Raw genomic sequence first — 25,686 nt, 5'->3', positions numbered from 1 at the left:
CCTCACCAACCGGAGCACACGCATGACCACCTCCCTCCCCACCCCGATCCGCGTCGGCCTCATCGGCGGCGGCGGCATCGCCACCTTCCACATCAACGGGTACCGCGAGCACGCCGACACCATCACGATCGGCGCCGTCGCCGACGCGGTCCCCGCGACCGCCGAGGCCCGCGGCACCGAGCTCGGCGTGCCCTCGTTCACCGACTACCGCGAGATGCTCGAGCGGGCGGACATCGACGCCGTCGACATCTGCCTGCCGCACCACCTCCACCGCGACGCGATCGTCGCCGCTGCCAGGGCCGGCAAGCACGTCCTCTGCGAGAAGCCCCTCTGCCTCACGCCCGAGGAGGCCGCGGACGTCGAGTCCGCCGTCCGCGAGGCCGGCGTCACCCTCATGTGCGCCCACAACCAGCTGTTCATGCCCGCGGTCGCGAAGGCCAAGGAACTCATCGACGGCGGCGCACTCGGCACCGTGTACGAGGTCCGCACCACCGACTCGTTCCGGAACGAGTTCGACCCGTCGAACATGGGCTGGCGGGCACACGCGTCGACGAGCGGCGGCGGCGAGCTCATCGACACGGGCTACCACCCGAGCTACCTGCTCATGCACCTCGCCGGCGGTGTCCCGGTGTCGGCGACCGCGATGCTCTCCACCCACCGCCTCACGTTCATGGAGGGCGAGGACTCGGCACAGTGCCTGTTCCGCTTCGACAACGGCGCGGTCGGGCAGCTCGTCACGAGCTGGGCGTACGAGCCGGCCGCCGGGACCGAGCGGTTCAGCGTCGTGGGCGAACTCGGGTCGCTGACGAGTGACGGCATGACCCTCCGCTGGGACCTGCGCGACGCGGGCGGTCGACCGACGACCAGCGAGACCGTGACCTTCGACGAGGTCGACACGTTCTCGGCCGAGATCGCCGCGTTCGGCGCCTGCCTCCGGGACGGCACCCGGCCGATCCACACCGAGCGCGAGGGACTCGCGGTCCTCGGCATGATCCTCGCTGCCTACGAGGGCGCCCGGACCGGCACGATCGCCCCCGTCCGCACGGCCGACCGCCCGGTGTCGGTGTGACCGCCCGCGACCGCGCCGACCGTCCGGGGTCGCCGTGATCGTCGGTGCGGGCGTCGCCGCGCTGCTCCGGACTGCGGCCGACGCCGTCCGGACGAGCGTCGGCGAGCGCGCGGGCGACCTGGTCGAGGACGCCCTCCGCCGGACCCTCGAGGACACCATCACGATCGACGACGACGGCACCGCGTTCGTCATCACCGGGGACATCCCGGCGATGTGGATGCGCGACTCGACGACGCAGATGCTCCCGTACCTGCGGCTCGTGGCCGCGGCGTCCCCGGGCGACCCCGCTGCCCGGGAGCTCGCCGACGTCCTCGTCGCCGTCGTCCGACGGCAGTTCGCCAGCATCGCCCACGACCCGTACGCCAACGCGTTCAACCGCGGCCCGACCGGCGCCCACTACGACGACCGCGACCTGTGCGACGACCCGACCGTGTGGGAGCAGAAGTACGAGGTCGACAGCCTCGCCTACCCGGTGCAGTTCGCCGCGGCGGTCCACCGCGCGACCGGCCGGACCGAGCACCTCGGCCCGGAGGCACACGCGGTCGCCCGGACGATCGTCGACCAGCTCCGCCTCGAGACCGACCACGACCGGTCGCCGTACCGCTTCGTCCGGGACGCGCCCGAGCCGACCGAGACCCTCGTCCGCGAGGGCCGCGGCACCCCGGTCGCCGTCACCGGCATGACGTGGTGCGGCTTCCGCCCCTCGGACGACGCCTGCACGTACGGCTACAACGTGCCGGAGAACCTGCACGCCGCGTCGGCGCTCGGCGACCTGGCGGCGCTCGCGACGGACGTCTGGTCGGACCCGGTGCTGGCCGCCGACGCGGTCGCGCTCCGCGAGGGCATCCTGCGCGGCGTGGCCGAGCACGGCGTCGTCCCGCACCCGCGTGATCCGGGCACGCAGGTCTACGCCTACGAGGTCGACGGTCTCGGCGGCGTGGTGCTCATGGACGACGCGAACACCCCGTCGCTGCTGTCCCTGCCGCTCGACGCGCCGGACGTCCTCGACCCGGTGGTCGCCGACGCCACCCGGACGTTCGTCCTCGGGCCGGACAACCCGTACTGGTTCAGCGGCTCGGCCGCCGCGGGCATCGGGAGCCCGCACACCGAGCCGGGCCGGGTGTGGCCGATCGCCCTCGCGGTCGAAGGGCTCACCGGCACGCCGTCACGCCGTCGGGAGCTGCTCGACCTGCTGCTCGCGACGGACGCGGGCACGGGACGCATGCACGAGTCCTTCGACGTGGACGACCCGTCGGCGTACTCACGGCCGTGGTTCTCGTGGGCGGACGCGATGTTCTGCGAACTCGCGTTCGCGGTGGCCGAGGACGCGGGCGCGTCGATCGCGCGGGTCTCGTCCGCCACCAGGGCGACCACCTGACGGCCGGGAGGCACGGGTCGACCCCGCCCCGTGCCTCCCGCTCGTGGGCGGTAGCGTTGTGCCGTGGGGAACCGGGTCACGTGCATCGTCCGATCGGCCGCGACGGTCGGCGAGGGCGCCGTTCCCGCGCCAGCGCACGACGAACTCACGACCGAGGCCGTCGGGTCCTGGGACGTGCAGTACCTGCTGCCCTTCGGGTGGTGCGGGTTCGTGTCCCCCGCGTTCTGGGCTGCGCACCTCGACCGGCTGAGCGCAGCGATGAACGCGGGCGACGGGCCCGACCCGTCGGTGACGGACGTCGTGGTGGCGTGGCCGGTCGCGGAGCGGGTCTTCGCGCAGCGGCTGCCGGGAGTCGCCGCCGCGCTCCCCGGGGTCGCTGAACCACTCGGGCGCTTCCTCGAGGACGTCCGGTCGGTGGCCGTACGAACCGAGCGGCCCGTCGTCGAGCTCGTGCTCGGGGAACTCGTGGAGATGTACTGGGACGAGGAGGACCTCGAGCGTTGGTCGGTCGATCTCCGACGTGAGACCGGCTTCTGGGACTCGCCCGACACGGCACGGAGCGACGAGCGCACCGAGCTCACCGAGTTGGACCGGGCCGTCGCGTCCCGAGAACCCGAGCGGTCGTTCCTCCTGACCGGCGAGTGGACGCTCGGCGGCTCACCGGCGCCGCGCGACTTTCCTCCGCAACTCTGAAGCGTCGACTCCGCTTCAGGTGCACTGCCAGAGCACCGCGGCCCGGCGGCCGTCGCTGAAGACGTACGCACGACCGGCGTCACCGAAGTCGAAGCCGAGCGGCTCCGATTCGATCGAGGCCACGAACGCGAGACCCTCGGGCGTGTCGTCCTCCTGGATCCAGGGTGGTTCGCCTCCGTACTGCCCGGCCACGACGGCCCCCTCAACGTCGAGTGCAGCGGTGACAACACCGTCACGTGCCGCCGTGACCGACGCGGTCCCGAGCAGCATCGAGTCCGGCAGGAGCGGCGGGTACACGGGATCGGGGTCGTCGGGGTCACCATGCGGTGAGACCGGTGGGTCGGCCAGCACGAGGTCACGTCCGCTGAACACGAACGCCGCGTTCGCGCCGCTGTCGGCGTCCCACGAATCGCACGTGCCGGGGTCGAACTGACACACGAACGCGCTGACCAGCGTGCTGCGGTGCTCGATCTGCGCCGTGAACTGCATCGGCTCGTCGTGCTCCGCGCATGTGGGCCACTCCCAGTCCCGCGGGACGGCCGGCGCCCCACCGATGCGCGAGGCCGTGATCGGTGCCGGGGAGTCGGACCGGTACGCTCCGAGCACGACGACGTCTGCGGACGGGTCGTGGCCGCGGCGTGCGACGGGTCGTGGGGCTCCCGGGCGTGCAGCCTCGACACGAGGGGTTCGGAGCGTCAGGCGGGTCCGCTCGGGACGTCCGCCCGGCTCGGGGGTGCCGATCCGCTCGGCGACCACGGTGGTGCGGGAGCGGCGACCGGCGAGCGGCAGGTCCCAGCGCAGCAGTGGCCAGTCAGGACCACCCCGCTCCCCGGTCCCCGGGTCCGGCCCGTTGTCCCGCGCACGGAGCATCCGGAGCACAGCCGCCTCGTCGAGCTCGGGCATCCCGGCGCCACGAGCAGCCGCCAGGAGACGGGCCGCTGCACGACGGAACACCGCGTTCTGCCGTTGCGCGAGCGGACCGCCACGTCGGAACCGCACCGCGTGCGTCCCGTGCACGACGACGAGCAGGGGCAGCGCCCACGCGGCGCCGATCCAGAACGAGGCCGCGACGTCGCGGAAGCGCCATGCGTTCTCGTACACGGAGACCGCGACGAAGACGAAGAACGCGAGGATCCACGCCGTGACGAACACGACCGGCCACGGGTTCCGCGGACCGTTCCAGCGCGCGCGTGCAGCGTCCTCGGTGTCGACCTCGACGACGGTCTGCTGCTGCACGTCGCTCATCCGCTCCCCCGGTTCCGGGAGCGCCGCACGCCCGGCGCGCCCTGCGCACTCCCGGCAGCAGGCTACCGGGCCGCGACGGACGCGCCGCACGATCGCGACGACCACGTCGTGGCGGGTCGCATGCGTCCGCTCAACCGCGCCGACGCAGGACCAACGCCGCGGCGACCGCGATCGCACCGCCCCACACGAGCGGCCGCGTGACGCGCCGCCGCTTCGCCACCCAGCCGCCGTTCGTCGCGTTCCCGGCGTCGGCGGGGACGTGCAGGTTGCCGTCCGTTGGCTGCTGCCGGCCGCGGAGCGCGAACGTCTCCACCATCGGCTTCGTGATGAGGTGGAACAACCCCGGGAACACGTACTGCAGCGGCACGAGGGACGCCTGGATGCGCCCGACGAACCGGTAGCGCTTCGGGTGGATGGCTGCGTGCACCACGGCACGGCCGGCCCGCTCGACCGAGACCGTCGGGGGCAGCGGGTGCGAGGCCTTGCCGGTGTAGTTCGCGCCGTTCTGGTAGATCGGCGTGTCGATCGTCGAGGGCAGCAGCGACGTGAAGCGGATGCCCGTGCCCGCGAATTCGTCGCCGAGGACGTCCACCAGCCCGAGCGCCGCGTGCTTGCTCGTCACGTACGCCGACTGGTACGGCGCGCTGAGGAGCGACTGGATCGACCCCACCAGCACGTACGTGCCCTTCCCGCGCTGCTTCCAGTGCGGCAGCAGGTGGGTGATCGCGTTGAGGTGGCCGTAGAGGTTCGTGTCGACCACACGCTTGAACGACTCCGTCGGGGTCTGCTCGAACAGGCCGTAGACGAACAGGGCCGCGTTGCCGACGAACACGTCGATCCGTCCGAAACGGGTCGTCGTCGTCCCGATGAGGTCCGCGACCGCGTGCTCGTCGGCGACGTCGGTCGGGATCGCGATCGCCTCGGGAGCCCCGAGCCCGCGGCACTCGGCCGCTGCCGCCTCGAGGCTGTCGTGCGACCGCGCGGCGAGCACGAGTGTCGCGCCCTGTCGAGCGAACTCGTGTGCGGTGGCCCTCCCGATGCCGCTCGATGCTCCCGTGACGACGACGACCTGACCGCGGAACCGATGTGCCATGCCCCCGGTGTTACCCGGACGCGGGTCCGACGCGGCACAGGAAGGACACCCGGCACCCGACACCCGGCACCCGGCACCCGGCACCCGGCACCCGGCACCCGGCACCCGAGCGTCGGTGCTGCCCGCTAGCGTGGAGGGGTGCACGACGACGCGGTGGACACCCTGGGCCACGACGGACTGTGGTTCGACCCACTCTGGCGTGTCGAGGTCGCGCTCACACCGACCGAGCGCGCGCTGCTCACCGCGTGGCCGGTGCGGCGCCTCGCGTTCGTCGCCCACGCCGGCGCCGCGTCGATCACGACGACGCAGGCGTACTCGCGGCTCGAACACTCCCTGGGCGTCCTCGCCCTCGTCGCACACTTCGCGCCGGACGACCACGACGCCCGGGTCACGGCGCTGCTCCACGACGTCGGGCACCTGCCGTTCAGCCACACCCTCGAGGGCATCGCGGGCCTCGAGCACCACACCCTCGGGCGTGCCGCGGTCCGGTCCCTCGCCGAGGACCACCCGATCGACGCCGAGCGGGTCATCGCCATCGACGACGGTCGGGTCCCCTCGGTGCTGACCCCGGCGCACGGCGGCCTCAAGCTCGACCACCTCGACTCGTTCCTGCGGAGCGGGCAGGTGCACGGCCGTACGACGACGCCCCCGCACGAGCTGCTGCGACGGCTCCGGCTGGTCGACGGCGCGGTGGACGCGGACCCCGACGACGCCGCGGAGCTCGTCGACCTCGCCGTGCGGGAGGCCCGCGCCCAGCGCTCGACCGCGAACCTCGTGCCCGTCACGGTGCTCCGTGCGCTCGTGTCCCGCGCGGTGGCCGGCGGTCTGCTCGACGAACGGCAGCTCGCGGCCGCGACCGACGACGAGCTCTGGGCGCTCCTCGGGACGGACCCGTCGACCGCCGCCGAGGCCCGTTCGCTCCGCCGGCACCCCGAGCGGTGGCGGCTACGGGTCGGACGGACCTCGGGCGTCGGCGTGTACCGCCACGTCGTGCGCCGCAGCTACCTCGACCTGCCGACCGCGGACGGCCGACGGCTGCACGACCCTCGGGTCGACGAGCTGCAGCGCTCGCTGCCGTACGAGGTCGCGGTCCGCTACGACGCCAGCGCGACGAGCACCAGCGCAATGACCACCAGCGCGACGAGCGCCACCAGTGCGACGATGGGCCCATGCGCAAGGACGAGCTGACCGTCGAAGAGGCGACCGCCATCGCCGAGCACGCCCGGTCCGGCACCCTCCCACTCGACGACCCCGAGGTGCAGAAGGTCGTCGCCCAGGCGAACCGCGTCCTCGTCCGCGCGCAGATGTGGGGCGAGGACCGCAGCCCGAAGCTCCGCCGCCGACGCCGGTGGATCGCGGTCGGCGGTCTGCTGGTGGTCGCCGCCTGGGTCGCAGGGCTGGTCCTCCCCCTCATCTGGCACCTCACTCGCTGACGAACCAGGCCGCCCCGTCGCACGCCCGTGACCTGCGGATACTGGCGCATCGCTGGCGCGCGCGGCTGTTGCACCGCACAATTCCCGACATGGACCAGGGACCAGCCATCGACCGACGTCGCTTCGTGACGCTCGGCCTCACCGGCGCCGCCGCGACCGCAGCCGCCACGACCGCCGCCCTCGCGCACGGCAACGGCACCGCACGCGCGGCGAGCACGACCATGACGCTCCTCGCCGCGGACGAGTTCGACGGCGCAGCCGGCAGCGCACCGAACCCGGCGATCTGGCGGTACGACCTCGGCGCCGGCGGCTGGGGCAACGGCGAGCTCGAGACGTACACGGACTCCCGTCGGAACGCCCAGCTCGACGGCCGGGGCAACCTCGTCATCACGGCCCGCCGCGAGGCCGACGGCACCTACACCTCCGCGCGACTGAAGTCCGAGGGCACCTACACCGCCCAGTACGGCCGCGTCGAGGCCCGTATCAAGATCCCTCGCGGGCAGGGCATCTGGCCGGCGTTCTGGATGCTCGGCGCCGACATCGGGCAGGTCGGCTGGCCCGCGTGCGGCGAGATCGACGTCATGGAGAACGTCGGCCACGAACCCACGCTCGTCCACGGCACGGTGCACGGCCCCGGCTACTCGGGCGAGAACGGCATCTCGTCGACCTACCGCAACCCGTCCGGCGCGGCGTTCGCCGACGACTTCCACGTCTTCGGCGTCGACTGGCGTCCCGACTCGATCACGTGGACGGTCGACGGGGTCGCGTACCGCACCGTCACCCGCGCGGACGTCGGCACGAACTTCTGGGTGTTCGACGGGCCGTTCTTCGTGATCCTCAACGTCGCGGTCGGCGGCGGCTGGCCCGGGTCGCCGGACGCGTCCACGCGCTTCCCGCAGCAGATGACCGTCGACTGGGTGCGCGTCTCCCGACTTTCCTGACAATGGCCGGGCGCGCCCCGCTCAGCGGTGACGCGCCAGCGTCACGCGGGGCGCGCTGCCCGAGCCTGCGAGGGCAGACGTGGCGGGCCCGCCACGGGCCTCCCGTCCGGCCGTCGGTCGCGAAAGCGACAGATCCCGGCTCAGCAGGCCGGTGGCGACTGCGAAAGCGACACATCGCTGCGATCGCCGCGCGACGTTCTGTCGCTTTCCCGAAAGCGACAGAACGTGCCACGCCCCGCGAGGCGCGCCGCCCGTGCGCCCCGCGTCAGCGGCTGCTGCGCCGCGCGTCAGCGGCCGCTGCGCGCCGCCCGCGCGGTCAGCCAGAGGTACGTGGCGTGCCCGGCGAGCGCGAGGCCGAAGAAGATCGCCGCGACCGCGTACACCCGGTCGAGCTTCCCCTGCCCGATGACCAGCATCACGATGCAGAACAGCACGGCCGCGGACAGCACGGCGACCTGCACGGTCGACCAGAACTTGCGGAAGCGGGGCATGCCGGTGAAGCTCACGCATCCATTGTCCCGCAGACCACCCGGCGCCGCGACCCCGCCGTGGACAGACCGGTACGGACTTCCGTACCCCATGTGAACAGCAGGTGTCGCCTGTCTGGCAGAACCCTGGCAACCCCCGCCCCCCGCCCAAACCGCTCCGAGCAGCCCCCCGAATCGGGGGCATGACCTCGACCGATACCCCCGTTCTGGTGTCACCCGAGACCGAGGCCCCCACTCCGGTCCGCGCCGTCCGCGCCACCCGCCTGCTCACCCTCGGACGCCAGATCGCGTCCTTCGGCACCATCGGCGCCGTCTGCTTCGTCATCGACCTCGCCGTGTACAACGCCCTCCGCGCCACCGTCCTGCCCGACAGCCCGATCTGGGCGAAGGTCGTGTCGGCCGTGGTCTCGACCGCGGTCGCCTGGGTCGCGAACCGGTCCATCACCTTCCGCTCCGAGCGCGGCGTCGATCGTCGCGCCACCGTCCGCGAGGGGCTCCTCTTCGCCCTCGCGAACCTCGTCGGCCTCGGCATCGCGGCCGCCTGCCTGTTCGTCTCGCACTACGTCCTCGGTCTCCGATCCACCCTCGCCGACAACGTCGCCGGCAACGGGGTCGGCCTGGTCCTCGGCACAGCGTTCCGTTTCGCCGCGTACAAGGCCCTCGTCTTCCGTTCCACCGACGCTCGTCCCACGAAGGAGGCTCCGGCCTGATGACGACCACCCTCTCCGCCGCGCTGGTCACCGCGGCCGCCCCCCTGCTGCAGCCAGGCTCCCCCGCCACGTCCGGCACGGTGCCGAACCGCGGCACCACGAACACCCCGACGGGAGGCTCGGGGCAGCTCCCGCAGGCCGCCTGGTCGCTGGGCGAGTGGATCGGCTACTCCGCGCTGGTCGCGATCTCCGTCCTGCTCACGCTGGTCGCGCTGTCGACGCTCTGGTGGATGCTGCACGCGTGGCGTTCGCGCGATGCGCTCAAGGCGACCCGCTTCAGCGAGACGCCGCGTCCGGCCGCGCACCGTTTCACGCTGCTCGTGCCCGGTCGGCACGAGCAGGACGTGATGGGCCAGACCCTCGACATGCTCGCGACGCAGGACCACCCGGACTTCGAGATCATCGCGATCGTCGGCGAGGACGACCCGGAGACCGACGCGGTCGTCCGCGCGGCCGCCGCACGCCACCCGGAGCTCATCAAGGTGGTCGTGGACGACACGGCACCGAAGAACAAGCCGAAGGCCATGAACCTCGCGCTCCAGTACGCGACGGGTGACGTCGTCGGGGTGTTCGACGCCGAGGACGAGGTCTACCCGCACCTGCTGACCCTCGTCGACTCCCGCTTCCAGGAGACCGGCGCCGACGTCGTGCAGGGCGGCGTGCAGCTCATGAACTTCAAGTCGAGCTGGTGGTCGCTCCGGAACGTGCTCGAGTACTACTTCTGGTTCCGCTCGCGCCTGCACTTCCACGCCGAGTCGAAGTTCATCCCGCTCGGCGGCAACACCGTCTTCGTCACCCGCGAGCGCCTCGAGTGGTCGAACGGGTGGGACGCGCACTGCCTCGCCGAGGACTGCGAACTCGGCGTCCGACTGAGCGCCGACAACGCCAAGGTCGTCGTCGCGTACTCCCCCGAGGCCGTCACCCGGGAGGAGACCCCGCCGACCTTCGCGTCCCTGCTCAAGCAGCGCACCCGCTGGAACCAGGGATTCCTCCAGGTGCTCGGCAAGGGCGAGTGGAAGAAGCTCCCGACCCGCAAGCAGCGCTTCTTCGCGCGGTACCTCCTGACGATGCCGTTCATCCAGGCCGCGACCGGGCTCCTCATCCCGCTCAGCGTCCTCATGATCGCGTTCGTGAAGGTCCCGACCTCGATCGCGCTCATCTCGTTCATCCCGCTCGCCCCGACCCTCATGCTGCTGGCCGTGGAGATCGTCGGCCTCGGTGAGTTCGGGCGGCTCTACAAGGAGAAGGTCCGGGTCCGCGACTACGTGAAGCTCGTGCTCGGCCTGATCCCCTACCAGGTGTTCCTCGCCGCAGCGGCCGTCCGCGCCGTCGTGCGACACGTCCAGGGCCAGAACGGCTGGGAGAAGACGGAGCACACCGGGCAGCACCGCACCCCCGCGCCCGAGGTCGTCGGCTTCCCGAACGCCGTGACCGAGGACGACACCCAGTCCGCCGACGCCCGTGAGCTGCAGACCACCGGAGGCACCCGATGACCGCCAGCACGACGCACACGACCGGCATCCCGATCCGGGGTGCGATCGCCCACACCGGCGCGGCCGGCTGGGTCCGCCGTCACGCCGTCAGCCTCGCCTGGCTGCTCCCCGTCCTCGCCGTCGCCGCGGCCGTGCAGCTCTGGAACATGGGCGGCACGCCCCAGCGCATCGACGACGAGGGCACCTACACCGCGCAGGCCTGGGCGATCACCAACCTCGGCGAGCTCACGCACTACACCTACTGGTACGACCACCCGCCGCTCGGCTGGATCCAGATCGCGGCGTACACGTCCGTGACCGGTGCATTCGCCCGCTACCCCTTCGCCGTCGAGGCAGCGCGCGAGTCGATGGTGTTCTTCACCGCGGTGTCGAGCGTGCTGCTGTTCGTGCTCGCCCGCCGCATCGGTGCGGCACGCCCCACGGCAGCGGTCGCCGTGCTCGTCTTCGCGCTGTCGCCGCTCGCGCTCCAGTACCACCGCACCGTCTACATCGACAACGTCGCGACCCCGTGGCTGCTCGCCGCGTTCGTGCTGGTGCTGAGCCGCCGCAAGCAGCTCGCCGGGTTCGCCGGCGCGGCCGCCTGCCTCGGCATCGCCGTGCTCTCGAAGGAGACGTACCTGCTCGCGCTGCCGTTCCTCATCTGGATGGCGGTGCGCGGCGCCGACAAGAGCACCCGCCGGTACACGCTCAGCGTCGCCGGTGCCGTGCTCACGGTGATCGGCGGCGGCTACCTCCTGCTCGCCGCGGTGAAGGGCGAGCTGCTCCCCGGACCCGGTCGCGTCAGCCTCCTCCAGGGCATCACGTACCAGCTCGGCTCGCGCGCCGCGTCGGGGTCGGTCTTCGACGGCGGGAGCCTCGCGAACCAGGCCGCCGCCCAGTGGTGGGCGCTCGACCCGGTGTTCATCGTGCTCGGGAGCGTCGCCGCGGTCGTGGGGTTGTTCCTCCGTCGGGTCCGTCCGATCGCCGCGATGCTCGTCTTCCTGCTCGCGTTCATGTTCCGGCCGAACGGCTACCTGCCCGTGCCGTACGTGATCATGCTCATCCCGTTCGCCGCGCTCCTCGTGGCGTGGACGGCCGACCGCGCCGTCGTCGCGATCGCCGGGTGGTCCCGGAGCCGCAGCCGACTCCCCGGCGGCGTCCGTCGCACCCTCGGGATCACGTGGGCAGCGGTCACCGTCGCCGCGCTCGCCGTCGCAGCACCGCTCTGGACCGCACAGCTCCGCGGCTTCACGACGAGCGACCTCGACCAGCCCATGCAGCAGGCCGAGCGCTGGGTCGGCGACAACGTCCCGAAGTCCTCGCGGCTCCTCGTGGACGACGCGATGTGGGTCGACCTCGTCAAGGCCGGGTTCGCCCGCGACAACGTCGTCTGGTACTACAAGCTCGACACGGACGCCGCCGTGGAACGTCAGTCGCCGAACGGCTGGAAGGACTCGGACTACGTCGTCACGACCGACTCGATGCGCACGGGCGGCAACTCGTCGCAGGACGTCGCCGACGCCATCCGCAACTCGACCACCGTGGCCGTGTTCGGTACCGGAGACCAGCAGGTCGACGTCCGCCGCATCCACTCCGAGGGCCAGGCCGCAGCCGAGCAGGCCATCACGAAGGCCACCGACCAGCGGAAGGCGATGGGCACCGAGCTCGCCGCCAACCCCGCACTCGAGGCCGACGGCGGCACGCGGTCCCAGTTCCGCGCCGGTCAGGTCGACAGCCGGGCGATGATCGCACTCGGCCAGGTGCTCGCCGACCAACGGGTCTCCGTCGACCGCTTCACCCCGCTCACGGGCGAGACCGGCCAGGCCTTCCGCCGCGTGGTCCTGCACACCGACGGCGCTGCCGCCACGACCCGGGTCGAGCGGACCCTCGAGGCGATGTCGGACGCCTACCGCCCCGAGTCGGTCGAACGGCACGGCGACGAGCTCGTCGTCACCTACGCGCCGATCGACCCCACGACCGCCCCCACCACAGCGTGACGCGACGCCGTCCCTGCACCGACCCGAACCGCACCTCCATCCGAAGGAGCACCACCATGACCGCACGCACCCGCACCGCACGCCCCGTCGTCGTCGGCACCCTCGCCGCGGCCCTCGTCGCCGCGACCGTCGGCCTCGCACCCCAGACCGCCTCGGCCGCCACGCCCGACGACGGCTGGCTCCGCGTCGGGCACCTCTCCCCGGACACGAAGGGCGTCGACGTCGAACTGTCGAGCCTTTCCGGCGGCAAGAAGGTCTTCGAGCTCGACGACGTGACCTACGGCCAGGTCAGCCCGTACCAGGAGCTGCCCGTCGGCACGTACGTCCTGTCGATGCGCGCCGCCGACGCTCCGGACTCCACCCCGGTGATCTCGACCGACGTCACGGTCAGCGCGGGTGACGCGAACACCGTCGTCGCCTACGGCAAGAACTCGGACCTCAAGACCACCGCGTTCACCGACGACCTGCAGCAGCCCGGCGACGGCAAGGCGAAGCTCCGGCTCGTGCAGGCCGCGACCACCGCGAAGCGCGTCGACGTCGCCACCTCGACCGGCACCACCGTCGCCGAGGACGCCGCCTTCGGCACCGCGACCGGCTACGCCACCGTGAAGAGCGGCAAGTGGACGCTCGACGTGACCGGCAGCGGGCAGCGCGGCACGGCGAAGGTCGACCTCGCCGGGAACACCGTCTCCACCCTGTTCGTGCTCGACGACAGCAAGGGCGACCTCACGGTCGTGCCCGTGACCGACGCGGCGGCGACCGCCGCCACCCCGAAGGGCGGCGTCCAGACGGGCGGTGGCGGCACGGCCACCGACCGTCCGGCCACCGACGCGTTCCACGCGATCGTCGCGGCGTTCCGCAGCATCTTCCGGTGACGGCCGGGAGGCGCGGTGTCGGTGCGCTGACCCGCTCACCCGCACCGGGCCTCCAGTCCGGACCCCCACCCGCCACCCAACGAGAGGCAGGCCCCGTGCACCGCAGGACCTGGATCCCGGTCGCCGCGATCGCGGCGGTCGCCGTCGCCGCCGGCGCAGCCGTCGTCGCCGTCCACCCCTGGTCGGACGGGTCGGCGCCGCAGGCGGCGTCCACCCCCACCTCGACAACCGCACCCGACACCACCCGGTCCGCCGCGCAGCTGCGCACGGCGTTCCTCGATCGCTACGTGGACGACGGCCGCGTCGTCCGGACGGACCAGGGCGGCGACACCGTCAGCGAGGGTCAGGCGTACGGCCTGCTCATCGCGTACGCCGCCGGTGACCGCTCGAGGTTCGACGACGTCTGGCGGTGGACCGCACGGCACCTGCTCACCGACGACGACCTGCTCGCCTGGCGGTGGACGCCGAAGGGCGGCGTCGCCGACGAGCAGTCCGCGAGCGATGCCGACCTCGACGCCGCGCGGGCCCTCGTGCTCGCGGGGCAGGCGTGGGACGAACCCCGCTACACCGCCGCCGGCAAGCGCCTCGCGTCGGCGATCCTCGAGCACGAGACGGTCGAGACGGACGCCGGCCGGATCCTGCTCGCCGGTCCCTGGGCCGACCAGGAGCCCTACCGGTACGACGCCTCCTACGCCTCGCCCGCCGCCTACCGGGTCCTGGCCCAGGCGACCGGCGACGACCGGTGGAACGAACTCGAGACGGGGTCGCGCACCGTGACCGCCTCCCTCCTGCGCGCCACCGACCTGCCGAGTGACTGGTCACAGGTGCACGCGGACGGCCGCGTCGAACCGATGCCCGCGTCGGCGGACGACGGCCGGGTGCTCTACGGCTACGACGCGATGCGCCTCCCGCTGCGGTACGCCGAGGCGTGCACCAGTGCCGACCGGAAGCTCGCCGGGTCGATCGCGCCGACGCTCCGCCGCACGACCCAGCTCGCGGCGCAGCTCGACCTCGGCGGCACCGCGGTCACGGGCGACACGAACGCCCTCGCCTACGCAGCGCGGGCGGCGGCCGAGCACGCTGCCGGCAGCACGTCGGCGGCGCGGGCCGACCTCGAGCGGGCGGACCGGACCGCGGCCACGACACCGACGTACTACGGCGATGCCTGGGCCGCGCTCGGCGCGACGATGCTCACCTCCGACGTGCTCGGCGGGTGCGCGGCCGGCTCCGGGAGCGACTCGTGAGCCGCCGGGCTGCGTCGCACCGGACGCCACGTCGTCGGCCGACCCTGGCGATCGCGGTCGGCGTGGCCGTGGTGCTCGCCGGCGGGGCGGTCGCAGGCGTCGCGGTCGCCGCGTCGAACGGCGGTTCCCCGGATGCCGCCACCACCGTGAACCCGAGCGCGACCGGTGCGGCAAGCCCGTCCGGAGGGGCGGCCCGGTCGGACTCCGCCACCGAGGGGTTCCAGGACCCGGCCGCTCCCGCAGCGGCCTCGACCGCGACGCCCGTCCGCGTGGAGATCCCCGCGATCGGGGTGTCGAGCGGACTGGAGGACCTGCACCGCGGGGCGGCCGGCGAGCTCGACCCGCCGAAGGACTGGGACAGCGCGGGCTGGTTCAGCGACGGCATCGTCCCCGGACAGGTCGGCCCGGCCGTGATCGCGGGCCACGTCGACTCCCCCACGAGCGCGGCGGTGTTCTACCGACTCGACGAGCTCGTCGCCGGGGACCGGATCACCGTCCGGATGTCCGACGGCAGCGACCGGGTCTTTCAGGTGCAGCGCTCCGAACGCGCCGCGAAGTCGGCGTTCCCCACGAGCGACGTCTACGGCACCTCCCCCACCCCGGCACTGCGGCTGATCACGTGTGACGGCACGTTCGACACCGCCACCGGGCACTACACCGACAACCTCATCGTGTTCGCGACCCTCGTGCACGACTGACCGACCGACTGAACGAAGGAGACCACGATGCCCGAGTCACTGGTCATCATCCCGACGTACGACGAAGCGGAGAACATCCGTGCGATCGTGGCGCGCACGCTCGCGGCCACGGACGCGTCGGTGCACGTGCTGGTCGTGGACGACAACTCACCCGACGGCACCGGTGACATCGCCGACCAGCTCGCGACCGAGACCGACCGGGTGCACGTGCTGCACCGCACGGTGAAGGACGGTCTGGGCGGGGCGTACCTCGCCGGGTTCGCGTGGGGGCTCGAGCACGGCTACGACAAGCTCGTCGAGATGGACGCCGACGGCTCCCACCACCCGGAGTACCTGCCCTGGATGCTCGAACTCGCCGACACCAACGACCTCGTCCTCGGCTCCCGCTGGGTCCGGGGCGGGCAGGTCGAGAACTGGCCCTGGTACCGGGAAGCGCTCTCCCGTGGCGGGAACCTCTACACCCGGATCGCGTTGGGGATCGCGGTGCGGGACGCCACCGGCGGGTTCCGGGTCTTCACCCGCAACGCGTTGGAGCGGATCGAGTTGGCCGGGATCGCGTCGAAGGGGTACTGCTTCCAGGTCGACCTGTGCTGGCGCGCCCTCGAGGCGGGGCTGCACGTGGTCGAGACGCCGATCACGTTCACCGAGCGTGAGCACGGGGTGTCGAAGATGAGCGGCAACATCGTCCGCGAATCACTCACCCTGGTCACGAAGTGGGGCATCGACCGACGCCTCCGCGAAGTCCTCGCCCTCGTCCGCGACCACCGACCCCTGCCCTCCGTCCGCACCAACGCCCACGTGGCGTGACGTCGGGCGTCAGTGGTCGCGGAGGGCGTCGATCAGTTCGCTCTTGCGCTTCGACGAGTACCCGGTGAGTCCGAGCTCCTTCGCCCGCTTCCGCAGGTCGGCGACCGTCCAGTCGTCGTAGGAGCCGGACTCACCGCCCTTCTTCCCGACGGCCTTCGTGCCCCGGGCCGCAGCGGCGTTGCTGATGCGCGCAGCCTTCTCCTTCGAGGCGCCCTCCTTGCGGAGCTCCTCGTACATGTCCGGCTTCTTCAACTGGTTCGGCATGGCACGGACGCTACGCCGCGGCCCTCAGTCCTTCTCGGGGTCGTTGCCCCAGTTCATGAGCGAGTACCGCCACTTGGTGTCGTGCACGTCGCCCTTCGGCCGTTGCTTCGAGTGCCGTGCGACGTACCCGACGACCTTCTTCATGTGGGCGTAGTCGTCGTCGGTGTAGTCACCCTGCTTCTTCTCGAGGATCCGCACGATGTGCCGGCCGCTCTCGTGCCCGGTCGACTCGCCGCCGCCGTCGGACTTCTGGCCGACCTCCTTCGACTCGTCGGTGTCGAGCCACTTCTTCAGTTCCGTGGCGGTCATGTTGACGGCGTCCGCGAAGTCGTCGCGGATCTCCTTCTGGTCGTCGCTCATGCTCCGACCCAACCCGGTCCGCCTGATCGTCGACGTGCGGTGCGCCCAGCGGACTGACGCTCCACGTCCTCGGAGCGGTCGGCGGGTTGTGTGGTCTGCGCGAAACCCCACGACGGAAGAGGAACACATGCGCGCAGTCGTCTGGCACGGCATCGGGGACATCCGCCTCGACGAGGTCCCGGAGCCCACCATCCAGCACCCAGAGGACGCGATCGTCCGCATCACCAAGAGCGCGATCTGCGGCACGGACCTGCACTTCGTCCGCGGCACGATGGCGCCGATGGAGGAGGGCACGATCCTCGGCCACGAGGCCGTCGGCGTCGTCACCGAGGTCGGCGACGCCGTGCGCGGGTTCAGCCCCGGCGACCGCGTGGTGATCAACTCGACGATCTCGTGCGGCGCCTGCCGGTACTGCCGGATGGGCAAGACCGCGCAGTGCGACGTCGCCAACCCGAACGGGCCGCAGGCCGGTACGAGCTTCTTCGGCGGTCCGCAGTCGACCGGCCCGGTGAACGGCCTGCAGGCCGAGTACGTGCGGGTACCCTGGGCGCGCAACACCATGCACCCGCTGCCCGAGAACGTCAGCGACGAGCAGGCGATCCTGCTGTCCGACATCTTCCCGACCGGCTGGTTCGGCGCCGAGCTCGCAGGTGTCACCCGCGGCGACGTCGTCGTCGTGTTCGGCGCGGGCATCGTCGGACAGTTCGCCGCCGCCTCGGCGTACAAGCTCGGTGCTGCGCGGGTCATCATCGTCGACGGCGAGGAGACGCGGCTCGCCGCGGCACTCGAGCAGCACTGCGAGGTCGTCAACTACAACACCGAGGACCCCGTGCAGGCGATCATGGACCTCACGAACGGGATCGGCGCGGACTGCGTCATCGACGCCGTCGGGATCGACGCCGAGCGGCCGAAGCACGGTCCGGCGGCGGTCGACGACCAGCAGGCGGCGGACTTCGACGACGAGGTGGCGCAGGTCGCGCCCGACGCCTCGGCGAAGGGGCGCGGCGAGGAGCAGCGGTGGAAGCCGGGCGACGGGCCGTCGCAGGCTGCGCGCTGGGCCGTCGCGTCGGTCGCGAAGTACGGCAGGATCGGCATCATCGGCGTGTACGGGCCGACCGCCGAGCACTACCCGATCGGCGAGGCGATGAACAAGAACCTCACCGTCCGGATGGGCAACTGCGACCACCACTCGGTGACGCCCCCGCTCATCGACATGGTCGCTGCCGGGCAGTTCGACCCGACCGCGCTGATCACCGAGCACGAGCCGATCGGGTCCGCGATCGAGGCCTACGAGGCGTTCGACCGGCGCGAGCCGGGCTGGATCAAGGTGGAGCTGGAGGCGGCCCGATGAGCACGGACGACCAGGCTGCGCCGTCCGACCAGTTCGCTTGGGCGGACCCGCGCACCCGGTACCCGAACGTCTCACCGGAGCCGCAGACGCAGGCCGAGCCGGGCCTCCAAGCCGAGATGACGCCGGTGCCCGACCTCGGCGAGTCGACGTACCGGGGCACCGGCCGGCTCGCCGGCCGGAAGGCCCTCGTCACCGGTGGCGACTCCGGCATCGGAGCGGCCGTCGCGATCGCGTTCGCCCGCGAGGGCGCCGACGTGGCGATCGCGTACCTGCCCGAGGAGCAGTCGGACGCCGACCACGTCATCGAGCAGATCGAGGCGGCCGGTCGCACCGCGGTCGCCGTCCCCGGCGACCTCCGCGACCGCTCGTACGCGAGCGAACTCGTCGGGCGCACCGTCGAGGGCCTCGGCGGACTCGACGCCCTCGTCAGCGTCGCGGGCAAGCAACGCTGGCAGCCGGACCTGCTCGACATCACCGACGAGCAGTTCGAGGCCACGTTCGACGTCAACGTGTTCGGCCTCTTCCGCCTCGTCAAGGCGGCACTCCCGCACCTGCAGCCCGGCTCGACGATCACCACGACCGCGTCGATGGAGGCGTACAAGCCGGCTCCCGACCGGCTCGACTACGCAGCGTCGAAGGGCGCGATCAACAACTTCTCGAAGGGGTTGTCGCAGCTGCTCGTCGAGCGGGGCATCCGGGTCAACGTGATCGCCCCCGGCCCGACGTGGACCGTGCTGCAGCCGAGCGGCGGCGTCGACCCGTCGACGCTGCCGGAGTTCGGGTCGAGCGAGTCGCCGATGGGGCGTGCCGCGCAGCCGGCCGAGCTGGCACCGGCGTACGTGTTCCTCGCGTCGCAGGAGTCGAGCTACGTCGCCGGCGAGACGCTCAACGTGAACGGCGGCATGGTCACGCCCTGACGACGGCGACCACGACCTCGATCGGGCCGGTGGCCGATCCGGTGCGCGATCCCCGGGGTCCGCACACCGGATCGGCCACCGGCCGTCCCGGTCGTCCGCCTGCCCACGCCGTCGTTCCACGCTGGTACTGTCTCGGGGGCGCGGCCGGGGTGGTCGCGCGCAGGAGCACAGGGGGAACGCATGAGCACGACACCACCGAGCAGCCCGACGGGCGAGCCGCAGCAGCCCGGTCAGCAGTACCCGGCGCAGCCGCAGCCCGGTCAGCCGTACCCGGGCCAGCCGTACCCGGGCCAGCCGTACCCGGGCCAGCCGTCCCCGGGGGCCGCGCCGTACGCGCCGCGGCCGAAGGCCAAGCGGTCCCGTGCCGCCGCGATCGGCATCACGATCGCGTCCGTCGTCGTCGCGGCCGTCGTCGCGTTCGGCGTCCGGTACGCCATCACGTCGGCGATGCAGCCCTCCGCCGAGGACCAGGTCCAGCAGGGTGTCACCGAGCTGAAGAAGGACTACGACCTGCCGAAGCAGATCGACTCCGTCACGACGCTCACCGACATCGAGGCACGTGGCAAGGCCATCCGCTACGACTACACGATCTCGCAGTCGGTCGACTCGTCATCGGTGCAGCAGAGCACGCTCCGGCAGTCCGTCGTGTCGAACGCCTGCACCACGAGCGCGACGAAGAAGCTGCTCGACGACGGCATCGGCATGCAGTACCACTACGTGTTCGCGAGCGACCAGAAGACGCTGGACCTCGCGATCAGCAAGGCCGACTGCTGACGCGTCGACGCGCGTCCTGACGGACGGGCGCATCCCGCTCAGCTGCGACGCGGAGCGTTGCGCGGGGTGCGCCGACCGAGCCTGCGAGGGAGGACGGTGCGGGCCGGCACCGTGCCTCCCGACCGTCAGGCGGAGACCGCAACGGTGCGGCGGAGCAGGAGCACGCCGGCGACGACGCCCCAGATCGTCAGCGTGTCGAACGCCAACCGCTCGACGAGGCCGACGCCCACCGCGGCGGCGGCTCCCCCACCGACCGCGCTGACGAACAGGCCGAGGCCGACCACGGACACCGCCGTCGCGGCGAGCGTCACGACCGCCAGGGTCCCCATGCCCGTTCGCCGGGCGGCGAGAGCGGCCACGACCATCCCGGTCCACTGGACGGGAGCCTGTGCGAGCGCGAACGCCTCGTGCGCGGCCGGTGCCTTGTCGAGCGGCGTGACACCGACGCCGACCACGAGCAGACCGCCGACCGCGAGCAGCACCGGTCCGACGACCCCGAGCGGGCGGGACCGGGCCAGCGTCACGGCGATCGCGCCGACCGTCAGCAGCAGACCGTTCACCACGGTGGCCGCGTTCGCGACGACGTGCAGCGGTGAGCAGACGGTGCGTTCGACCCTGGTGCCGGCGTCGAACACACCGCAGGTGGTCGCGCCGAGGTCGCTGATCGTGTTGTCGGCCCAGGAGTACTGGCCGGGCCACGCCGCCGCCACCAGGAGCTGGGCGAGGAGCGCGATCGCCGCGGCGATCCAGGACCATCCGGCGAGCTGCTGTTTCCACACCTGAGCGATCGTACAGGGTGCGCTGTTGCGGTCGGTCCGTGGCAGTTCGGTGACAGCACACGAGCCGACGCACCGGGATTCGGGGCTCATCGGTGGGCGTCCGGACACGGAGCTGCCGCACGGCGGTCACACGCGGGACCTAGCGTGCCGCCATGACCTTCCCGACGCACGAGACCGACGACTCCCACGCCCAGGACGACCTGGTGGTGCTGCTGCTCGAGGTGGCGATCGCCGTGACGTTCACCGTGATCGTCGGTCTCGCCGTGTTATGGGTGCTCCCGGTCACGCGCTGAAACCCGACCGTGCGTCGGGGTCTGCCGCCCGGAGCTCGACGACCGCCGCCGCTCCGTCACCCGGGTCCTCGAGCCGGAGCACCGCCCCGAACGCGGCGAGGTGCTGCAGCACGATGGCGAGCCCGATGCCGGCACCGGCGTGCGACCCCAGCGCACCGAAGCGCCTCGGGCCGTCGCGCAGCAGCTCCTCGGGGAACCCGGGGCCGGCGTCGCGGACGGTGAGCGTGGTGCCCTCGGTGCGGACGACGACCGGTCGGGCGCCGTGCCGTTCGGCGTTCGTGACGAGGTTCGTCACCGCCCGTGCGAGGTGCTCCGGGTCGACCATCACCGTGTCGGTCGGCCGGGCGTCGCGCTGCACTCGGCCGTCCAGCCCCTCGCGTCGGAGCAGCCAGTCGACCGTGCTCCCGAGGTCGCGCGGGACGGCGTGCACGGCACCGGCGTCGTGCGCGGCGCGGGAGAGGTCGAGCAGGTCGTCGAGGAGTTGGCGGAGGCGGTCGGCCACCCGTCGCACCCGAGCGGCGTCCGGGCCGTCCGGCAGCAGCTCGGCGGCACCGACCAGGGCGGTGACGGGCGTCCGGAGGTCGTGCGCCACCTCGGCCGTGACCGCCCGCTCGTGGTCGAGGCTCCGCGCGAGGGCGGCGGCCGTCTCCGCCAGCCCACGGGAGAGCACGGCGACCTCGTCGTCCCCGGTGACCGCGTCGGGCGTGCGTCCCGCGACGGTGTCGTCCACCGCCGCCGCGGCCCGCCGGAGTCGGGCGGTGAGTCGTCCGGCGGAGATCCAGGAACCGACGGCCGCCACGGCCGCGGCGAGGACGGCGGCCACGACGAAGGTGCGCTGCAGGTTTGCCCACTGCTCCCGGACCGGGGCGTCGTCGATCCGCGTCGCGATGATGCCGGAGCTCTGTCGACGCGCCGCCCACATCGAGTCGCCGTCGTCGTAGGTGACGGGACCGCCGGCGTCGAGCGCCCGTCGGAGTGCCGCCGGGAGCGCCGAGGGGTCGTCGGTGGCGCGCGGCGGGAGGTTGCCGCCGAACGCCTGGGTCGCCGTCGTCTCGTCGAGCTGCGTGAGCGCCTGCTGCCGGAGCTGCGCGGTCGCCCCGTCGATCGCGGTCCGCGCGAACACCGCGCCGGCACCGACGACGAGCGTCGTCGCGAGGAGGGTCATGGCGACGGCGGTCCGGAAGCGGAGGGAGCGCCACCAGGGGACGCGCTCGTTGGGGGGCGCGGGGCGACGCACCGTGTCCGCGGAGGACCACGCCCTGCTCATGCGCGGTCGGCCTCGATGCGGTAGCCGAACCCACGGACCGTCTCGACGACCTCGGCGCCGAGCTTGCGCCGGAGCCGCTGCACGTTCGTGTCGACGATGCGGGGGTCCTGCCAGGTGCTGTCCCACGCCATCGCGACGACCTGCTCCCGGCTGAGGACCGCACCGCGCTCGCGGAGCAGGGCCTCGAGGACACGGAACTCCACCGACGTGAGGCTCACCGGCACCCCGTTCCGCTCGACCCGTCGGGCGCGCAGGTCGATCCGGACGTCGCCGATCGTGACGGCCTCGGACACGACGCCCCGCGCACGGCGGAGCACCGCGTGGAGCCGCGCCGAGAGGACGTCGGCGTCGAACGGCTTCGTGACGTAGTCGTCGGCGCCGGCGGCGAGTCCCGAGACCTCGTCGACGGGGAGGCTCCGGGCCGTGAGCAGCACGACGGGGACGCCGAGCGCCGTCAACCGGGCTGTGAGGTCGAGGCCGTTCATCCGCGGCATCGCGACGTCGACGACGGCGACGTCGGGCACCTCGACGTCCACGGCGGCGAGCGCGTCGACGCCGTCCGCGGTCGGGGTCACGCGCCAGCTTCGGCGCAGGAGGAGCAGCTGGGTCGTCTCGCGCACGTCGGGGTCGTCCTCGGCGAGCAGGACGAGCGGGGCCGGTCCGTCGGCGTTCCCGCGTCTCACGGGCGCTCCTGGTCGGTGAGGAAGCCGAGGTCGCCCCACAGGAAGTGCATGGTGGGTCGGACGGCCCACGCCGGTCGGTCAGCGGCGAACGTGATGCTGAGCCGCCCGTACCGCTGCGCGGCACCGACGGTGGTGGGGTCGTCGAACCGGACCGCGACCGGGTACGTGGTGACGGTGCCGCCGGCGCAGTCGCACGGGTTGTCGGTGAACACGCCGGTCGCGAGTGCCCGGCTGCCACCCCAGGAGGACCAGGTGAGGTCCTCGAGGCGTTGGTCGGCGGACTGGCACCAGATCGGGACGGACACGGGCTCGGCGACGGCCTGGTCGCCGCAGCCGGCGTAGTAGGCGGTGCGGACGGCGGGGTCGGCACGGACCGGTGCGGCGTCGTGTCCGAGTGGTGCGGCCATGGCGCCGGTGGCGGCGACGAGGACGCTCACCACGGCGAGCGCGGCGGCGGCGAGGCCGGTGGTTCGCCAGGGGACGGTTCGGGTCATGGTGTGAGCCTCCGTCCTGCCGGTCTCGGTCGCGCTGCAGGGATGTGTCAGTCCCGTGACAGATGTTCCCACGCTGTCGTGCGGTTCGGGGACGCCGTGCGCTCGTCACCACGGCGGAGCTGTCGTGGTGCTGCGACGACGGGTGGCTACGGTCGAGACCATGCAGCTCCACACGCCTCTCGTCCGTTCGGCGATGATCGTCGTCGCCGCGTCCACGCTCGCGCTCTCGGGGTGTGCCGCCTCCGGCGCCGTGGAGCCGTCGTCCCCCGCGTCCGTCACCTCGGCGGGGTCCGACTCCCCCACGGCGGTGGCGTCCACACCGACGGCGACCCCCGCCGTGACGGCGACCGCGTCGGCCGCTCCCCCGACCCAGGCGGACGGTGCGACGGGCACGACGGGTGCGACGGGGAGCGCCGCGGCGGGTGCGGGCGCCGGGTTCCCGTCCGGGCAGCCGCCGCGGCCCGGCGCGCAGGACGCGTACCCGGAGGCGACGTCGGTCGCCGGGCTGCAGCAGGCGATCGCTGCGACGCCGCACCCCGGCCTGCAGATCTGCGACGGCGACCTCGCGTCGTTGGTGACGGCCTCGGGCGACCTCCGCGGGGACGGCGGCCAGCAGTACCTCGTGGACACGACCTGTTCGCTGGCGACCGCGAGCTCGCCGGACGAGGTCGCGGTCTACGACCGGAAGGGCGGGGCGCTCGTCCGGAGCGCGGTGTTGTCGGAGTTCACGGCGAACCGTCCGAAGCCGAGTGCGTACCCCTACCTGTGGCAGGGCCACACCGTGGTGCTCGCGTACGACGGTGGTGCGTCGTACCGGCTCGTCCAGCTGTCGCCGCGGGGCGAGACCACGAGCGACGTCCGTCCGTTCCGGTGAGCGGTGACGGACGCGCGTCGGTAGCGTCGATCGGGTGACGACGGGGTCCTGCCCGCTCCACCGCACCGACCCCGAGGACGCCATGCCCTTCCTGCACCGGACCACCGCCCCGATCGACGGCCGGAGGTCGCTGTGGTCCGACCCGTTCGGACGGCTCGCGGTGCGCTGCGTGCAGCTCGTGGTGGTCGTCGTGGTGGCGTCGATGATCGTCCTCGCGACCGTGAAGCTGAGCCTCGTGACCATCCCGGTCCTGCTCGCGCTCATCGTGGCGTCGGCGCTGTTCCCGCTCGTGTCGTGGCTCCGGCGGCACGGCGTCCCGTCGGTGCTCGCGACGATCGCGTGCTTCGTCGCGGTGCTCGCGGTGATGGCCGGTGTGGCGTGGCTGCTCGTCGCGGCGGTGGCGAACCAGTGGTCGAGCCTGCAGTCGTCGGCGGTGAGCGGGCTGCAGCAGCTGCAGGACGTGCTGCACGACCTCCCGGTCCGGATCACGGACTCGCAGATCAACGACGCCGTCGACGGTGTGGTGTCGTTCGTCACGAGTCCGCAGTTCGGCTCCGGAGCGATCGCCGGCATCTCGGCGGTGACGAACTTCGTCACGGGCGCCGTGCTGATGGCCGTGATCCTCTTCTTCTTCCTCAAGGACGGTCCGGCGCTCTGGGAGTTCCTGCTCCGCCCGTTCACCGGTGGGCAGTACGACCGTGCTCGTCGGGTGGGTGACCGGGTCGTGCAGACGCTCGGCGGCTACGTGCGCGGGACGGCGGCCGTGGCCGCGTTTGACGCGCTCGCGATCGGGACCGGGCTGGCGATCCTCGGCGTCCCCCTGACGATCCCGCTCGCCGTCGTGGCGTTCGTGACGTCGTTCATCCCGATGATCGGCGCCCCCATCGCGGGCACGCTCGCCGCCCTCGTGACGCTCGTGTCGGTCGGCCCGGTGCAGGCGATCATCGTCGTGGCGATCGTCGTCCTCGTCAACCAGATCGAGGGCAACTTCCTCCAGCCGGTGCTGATGGGCAAGACGCTGAGCCTGCACGGCCTCGTCATCCTCGTCGGCCTCACCGCGGGCACGGTCCTCGGCGGGGTCACCGGCGCGATCATCTCGGTGCCGCTCCTCGCCGCCGCGTGGGGCGTCGTGCAGGTGTGGAACGGTCCGGAGCAGCCGGCCGAGCCGTGGCGTCAGAAGCGCCGCGAGGACGTCCCCGTCGGCTGACGCCCCGTCCGTCGGGCGGTCGCCGTGTCGACGGCGGCAGCCGTCCGTCGATCCCTGGCCACGGCCGGGGGGGGCGGGGGGGGGGGCCGCCCCCCCGCCCCCCCCCCGCGGGGGGGGGGGGGGGGGGGGGGGGGGGGGGGGGGGGGGGGGGGGGGGGCCCGGGGGGGGGGGGGCCCCCGCGGGCCGGCGGGGGGGGGGGGGGGGGCCCCCCCCCGCCCCCCCCGCCCGGCTCCTGGTCGCGGCGCCCTCGCCGAAGCGACAGATGCCCGGCGAGCGCCGC

Annotated in this window: 28 protein-coding genes; 19 read left to right on the top strand and 9 right to left on the bottom strand. The window is 72.7% G+C overall.

All coding sequences use genetic code 11. The features are described 5' to 3' along the window. Positions 1-22: 22 nt before the first annotated feature. From ACIPYW_RS11735 to ACIPYW_RS11725, 3 genes are all read left to right on the top strand, one after another. A complete protein-coding gene (locus ACIPYW_RS11735; RefSeq protein WP_400413678.1) occupies positions 23-1,069 on the top strand; it encodes a Gfo/Idh/MocA family protein in 1,047 nt (348 codons plus the stop codon). 34 nt (positions 1,070-1,103) lie between these two features. After that, complete coding sequence (locus ACIPYW_RS11730) at positions 1,104-2,447, top strand: glycoside hydrolase family 125 protein (RefSeq protein WP_400413676.1); 1,344 nt, start codon at positions 1,104-1,106, stop codon at positions 2,445-2,447. A 63-nt stretch (positions 2,448-2,510) separates the two neighbouring features. After that, positions 2,511-3,140, top strand: coding sequence for a hypothetical protein (locus tag ACIPYW_RS11725; RefSeq protein WP_400413673.1), 630 nt, complete (start codon positions 2,511-2,513; stop codon positions 3,138-3,140). 15 nt (positions 3,141-3,155) lie between these two features. On the opposite strand, the gene ACIPYW_RS11720 is transcribed toward ACIPYW_RS11725, so the two are convergent. Both ACIPYW_RS11720 and ACIPYW_RS11715 read right to left on the bottom strand, forming a co-directional pair. After that, positions 3,156-4,385 carry a hypothetical protein gene (locus tag ACIPYW_RS11720; RefSeq protein ID WP_400413672.1) on the bottom strand — a complete coding sequence of 410 codons (1,230 nt, stop codon included), beginning with the start codon at positions 4,383-4,385 and terminating at the stop codon, positions 3,156-3,158. A 130-nt stretch (positions 4,386-4,515) separates the two neighbouring features. Beyond that, complete coding sequence (locus ACIPYW_RS11715) at positions 4,516-5,478, bottom strand: SDR family NAD(P)-dependent oxidoreductase (RefSeq protein ID WP_400413670.1); 963 nt, start codon at positions 5,476-5,478, stop codon at positions 4,516-4,518. Positions 5,479-5,616: 138 nt separating this feature from the next. Between ACIPYW_RS11715 and ACIPYW_RS11710 the strand changes: the two genes are divergently transcribed. From ACIPYW_RS11710 to ACIPYW_RS11700, 3 genes are all read left to right on the top strand, one after another. Next, entirely contained in the window at positions 5,617-6,666 is a 1,050-nt protein-coding gene (locus ACIPYW_RS11710; RefSeq protein WP_400413667.1) for an HD domain-containing protein, read from the top strand. After that, complete coding sequence (locus ACIPYW_RS11705) at positions 6,648-6,911, top strand: hypothetical protein (RefSeq protein ID WP_400413665.1); 264 nt, start codon at positions 6,648-6,650, stop codon at positions 6,909-6,911. The genes ACIPYW_RS11710 and ACIPYW_RS11705 overlap by 19 nt, the downstream gene beginning before the upstream one ends. A gap of 89 nt (positions 6,912-7,000) precedes the next feature. Next, positions 7,001-7,852 (top strand): family 16 glycosylhydrolase, encoded by an 852-nt coding sequence (locus tag ACIPYW_RS11700; RefSeq protein ID WP_400413664.1) that lies wholly within the window; start codon positions 7,001-7,003, stop codon positions 7,850-7,852. Positions 7,853-8,139: 287 nt separating this feature from the next. Here ACIPYW_RS11700 and ACIPYW_RS11695 read toward each other — a convergent pair whose 3' ends face one another. Next, positions 8,140-8,358, bottom strand: coding sequence for a hypothetical protein (locus ACIPYW_RS11695; RefSeq protein WP_400413662.1), 219 nt, complete (start codon positions 8,356-8,358; stop codon positions 8,140-8,142). Between the two features lie 164 nt (positions 8,359-8,522). On the opposite strand from ACIPYW_RS11695, the gene ACIPYW_RS11690 reads away from it, so the two are divergent. From ACIPYW_RS11690 to ACIPYW_RS11660, 7 genes are all read left to right on the top strand, one after another. Then, positions 8,523-9,050: a GtrA family protein gene (locus ACIPYW_RS11690; RefSeq protein WP_400413660.1), complete on the top strand. Its 528-nt coding sequence runs from the start codon at positions 8,523-8,525 to the stop codon at positions 9,048-9,050. After that, positions 9,050-10,543: a glycosyltransferase gene (locus ACIPYW_RS11685; RefSeq protein WP_400413658.1), complete on the top strand. Its 1,494-nt coding sequence runs from the start codon at positions 9,050-9,052 to the stop codon at positions 10,541-10,543. The genes ACIPYW_RS11690 and ACIPYW_RS11685 overlap by 1 nt, the downstream gene beginning before the upstream one ends. Then, complete coding sequence (locus tag ACIPYW_RS11680; RefSeq protein ID WP_400413656.1) at positions 10,540-12,519, top strand: ArnT family glycosyltransferase; 1,980 nt, start codon at positions 10,540-10,542, stop codon at positions 12,517-12,519. Before ACIPYW_RS11685 ends, ACIPYW_RS11680 begins: the two co-directional genes overlap by 4 nt. Positions 12,520-12,575: 56 nt before the next feature. Further along, positions 12,576-13,394, top strand: a complete 819-nt coding sequence (locus ACIPYW_RS11675) for a DUF4397 domain-containing protein (protein WP_400413655.1) — start codon at positions 12,576-12,578, stop codon at positions 13,392-13,394. A gap of 95 nt (positions 13,395-13,489) precedes the next feature. Continuing rightward, positions 13,490-14,638 (top strand): glycosyl hydrolase family 8, encoded by a 1,149-nt coding sequence (locus tag ACIPYW_RS11670; protein ID WP_400413653.1) that lies wholly within the window; start codon positions 13,490-13,492, stop codon positions 14,636-14,638. Then, positions 14,635-15,336: a class F sortase gene (locus tag ACIPYW_RS11665; RefSeq protein WP_400413650.1), complete on the top strand. Its 702-nt coding sequence runs from the start codon at positions 14,635-14,637 to the stop codon at positions 15,334-15,336. The genes ACIPYW_RS11670 and ACIPYW_RS11665 overlap by 4 nt, the downstream gene beginning before the upstream one ends. Positions 15,337-15,363: 27 nt before the next feature. Beyond that, positions 15,364-16,143, top strand: a complete 780-nt coding sequence (locus tag ACIPYW_RS11660; RefSeq protein WP_400413648.1) for a polyprenol monophosphomannose synthase — start codon at positions 15,364-15,366, stop codon at positions 16,141-16,143. Between the two features lie 9 nt (positions 16,144-16,152). On the opposite strand, the gene ACIPYW_RS11655 is transcribed toward ACIPYW_RS11660, so the two are convergent. Both ACIPYW_RS11655 and ACIPYW_RS11650 read right to left on the bottom strand, forming a co-directional pair. Then, positions 16,153-16,407 (bottom strand): Rho termination factor N-terminal domain-containing protein, encoded by a 255-nt coding sequence (locus ACIPYW_RS11655; protein ID WP_400413645.1) that lies wholly within the window; start codon positions 16,405-16,407, stop codon positions 16,153-16,155. A gap of 24 nt (positions 16,408-16,431) precedes the next feature. Then, positions 16,432-16,767, bottom strand: coding sequence for a DUF3140 domain-containing protein (locus ACIPYW_RS11650; protein WP_400413644.1), 336 nt, complete (start codon positions 16,765-16,767; stop codon positions 16,432-16,434). A 127-nt stretch (positions 16,768-16,894) separates the two neighbouring features. Between ACIPYW_RS11650 and ACIPYW_RS11645 the strand changes: the two genes are divergently transcribed. The 3 genes from ACIPYW_RS11645 (at position 16,895) to ACIPYW_RS11635 (ending at position 19,809) form a co-directional block, all read left to right on the top strand. Next, complete coding sequence (locus ACIPYW_RS11645) at positions 16,895-18,118, top strand: zinc-dependent alcohol dehydrogenase (protein ID WP_400413641.1); 1,224 nt, start codon at positions 16,895-16,897, stop codon at positions 18,116-18,118. Continuing rightward, entirely contained in the window at positions 18,115-19,035 is a 921-nt protein-coding gene (locus tag ACIPYW_RS11640; protein WP_400413638.1) for an SDR family oxidoreductase, read from the top strand. The genes ACIPYW_RS11645 and ACIPYW_RS11640 overlap by 4 nt, the downstream gene beginning before the upstream one ends. Before the next feature lie 180 nt (positions 19,036-19,215). Then, on the top strand, positions 19,216-19,809 hold the full coding sequence (locus tag ACIPYW_RS11635; RefSeq protein ID WP_400413636.1) for a hypothetical protein: 594 nt from the start codon (positions 19,216-19,218) through the stop codon (positions 19,807-19,809). Positions 19,810-19,934: 125 nt separating this feature from the next. Here ACIPYW_RS11635 and ACIPYW_RS11630 read toward each other — a convergent pair whose 3' ends face one another. Then, positions 19,935-20,588: a DUF998 domain-containing protein gene (locus ACIPYW_RS11630; RefSeq protein ID WP_400413634.1), complete on the bottom strand. Its 654-nt coding sequence runs from the start codon at positions 20,586-20,588 to the stop codon at positions 19,935-19,937. A 152-nt stretch (positions 20,589-20,740) separates the two neighbouring features. On the opposite strand from ACIPYW_RS11630, the gene ACIPYW_RS11625 reads away from it, so the two are divergent. Next, complete coding sequence (locus ACIPYW_RS11625) at positions 20,741-20,881, top strand: hypothetical protein (RefSeq protein ID WP_400413631.1); 141 nt, start codon at positions 20,741-20,743, stop codon at positions 20,879-20,881. Here the strand turns inward: ACIPYW_RS11625 and ACIPYW_RS11620 are convergent. From ACIPYW_RS11620 to ACIPYW_RS11610, 3 genes are read right to left on the bottom strand one after another with little or no spacing between them, the layout of a single operon-like run. Continuing rightward, the gene (locus ACIPYW_RS11620; protein ID WP_400413629.1) at positions 20,871-22,148 is read right to left on the bottom strand and encodes a sensor histidine kinase; all 1,278 of its coding nucleotides are present in this window, start codon (positions 22,146-22,148) and stop codon (positions 20,871-20,873) included. The genes ACIPYW_RS11625 and ACIPYW_RS11620 overlap by 11 nt on opposite strands. Beyond that, on the bottom strand, positions 22,145-22,831 hold the full coding sequence (locus ACIPYW_RS11615; protein WP_400413627.1) for a response regulator transcription factor: 687 nt from the start codon (positions 22,829-22,831) through the stop codon (positions 22,145-22,147). Before ACIPYW_RS11615 ends, ACIPYW_RS11620 begins: the two co-directional genes overlap by 4 nt. Beyond that, positions 22,828-23,325, bottom strand: a complete 498-nt coding sequence (locus tag ACIPYW_RS11610) for a hypothetical protein (protein ID WP_400413625.1) — start codon at positions 23,323-23,325, stop codon at positions 22,828-22,830. The genes ACIPYW_RS11615 and ACIPYW_RS11610 overlap by 4 nt, the downstream gene beginning before the upstream one ends. A gap of 160 nt (positions 23,326-23,485) precedes the next feature. Between ACIPYW_RS11610 and ACIPYW_RS11605 the strand changes: the two genes are divergently transcribed. Together ACIPYW_RS11605 and ACIPYW_RS11600 are read left to right on the top strand one after the other, a co-directional pair. After that, the gene (locus ACIPYW_RS11605) at positions 23,486-24,199 is read left to right on the top strand and encodes a hypothetical protein (protein ID WP_400413622.1); all 714 of its coding nucleotides are present in this window, start codon (positions 23,486-23,488) and stop codon (positions 24,197-24,199) included. A 34-nt stretch (positions 24,200-24,233) separates the two neighbouring features. After that, positions 24,234-25,406, top strand: a complete 1,173-nt coding sequence (locus ACIPYW_RS11600; protein WP_400413620.1) for an AI-2E family transporter — start codon at positions 24,234-24,236, stop codon at positions 25,404-25,406. Positions 25,407-25,686: the final 280 nt, after the last annotated feature.

The organism is Curtobacterium sp. NPDC089689, assembly GCF_044749145.1.
Lineage (GTDB): Bacteria > Actinomycetota > Actinomycetes > Actinomycetales > Microbacteriaceae > Curtobacterium.
This window is presented reverse-complemented; position numbering and strand designations above follow the sequence as displayed.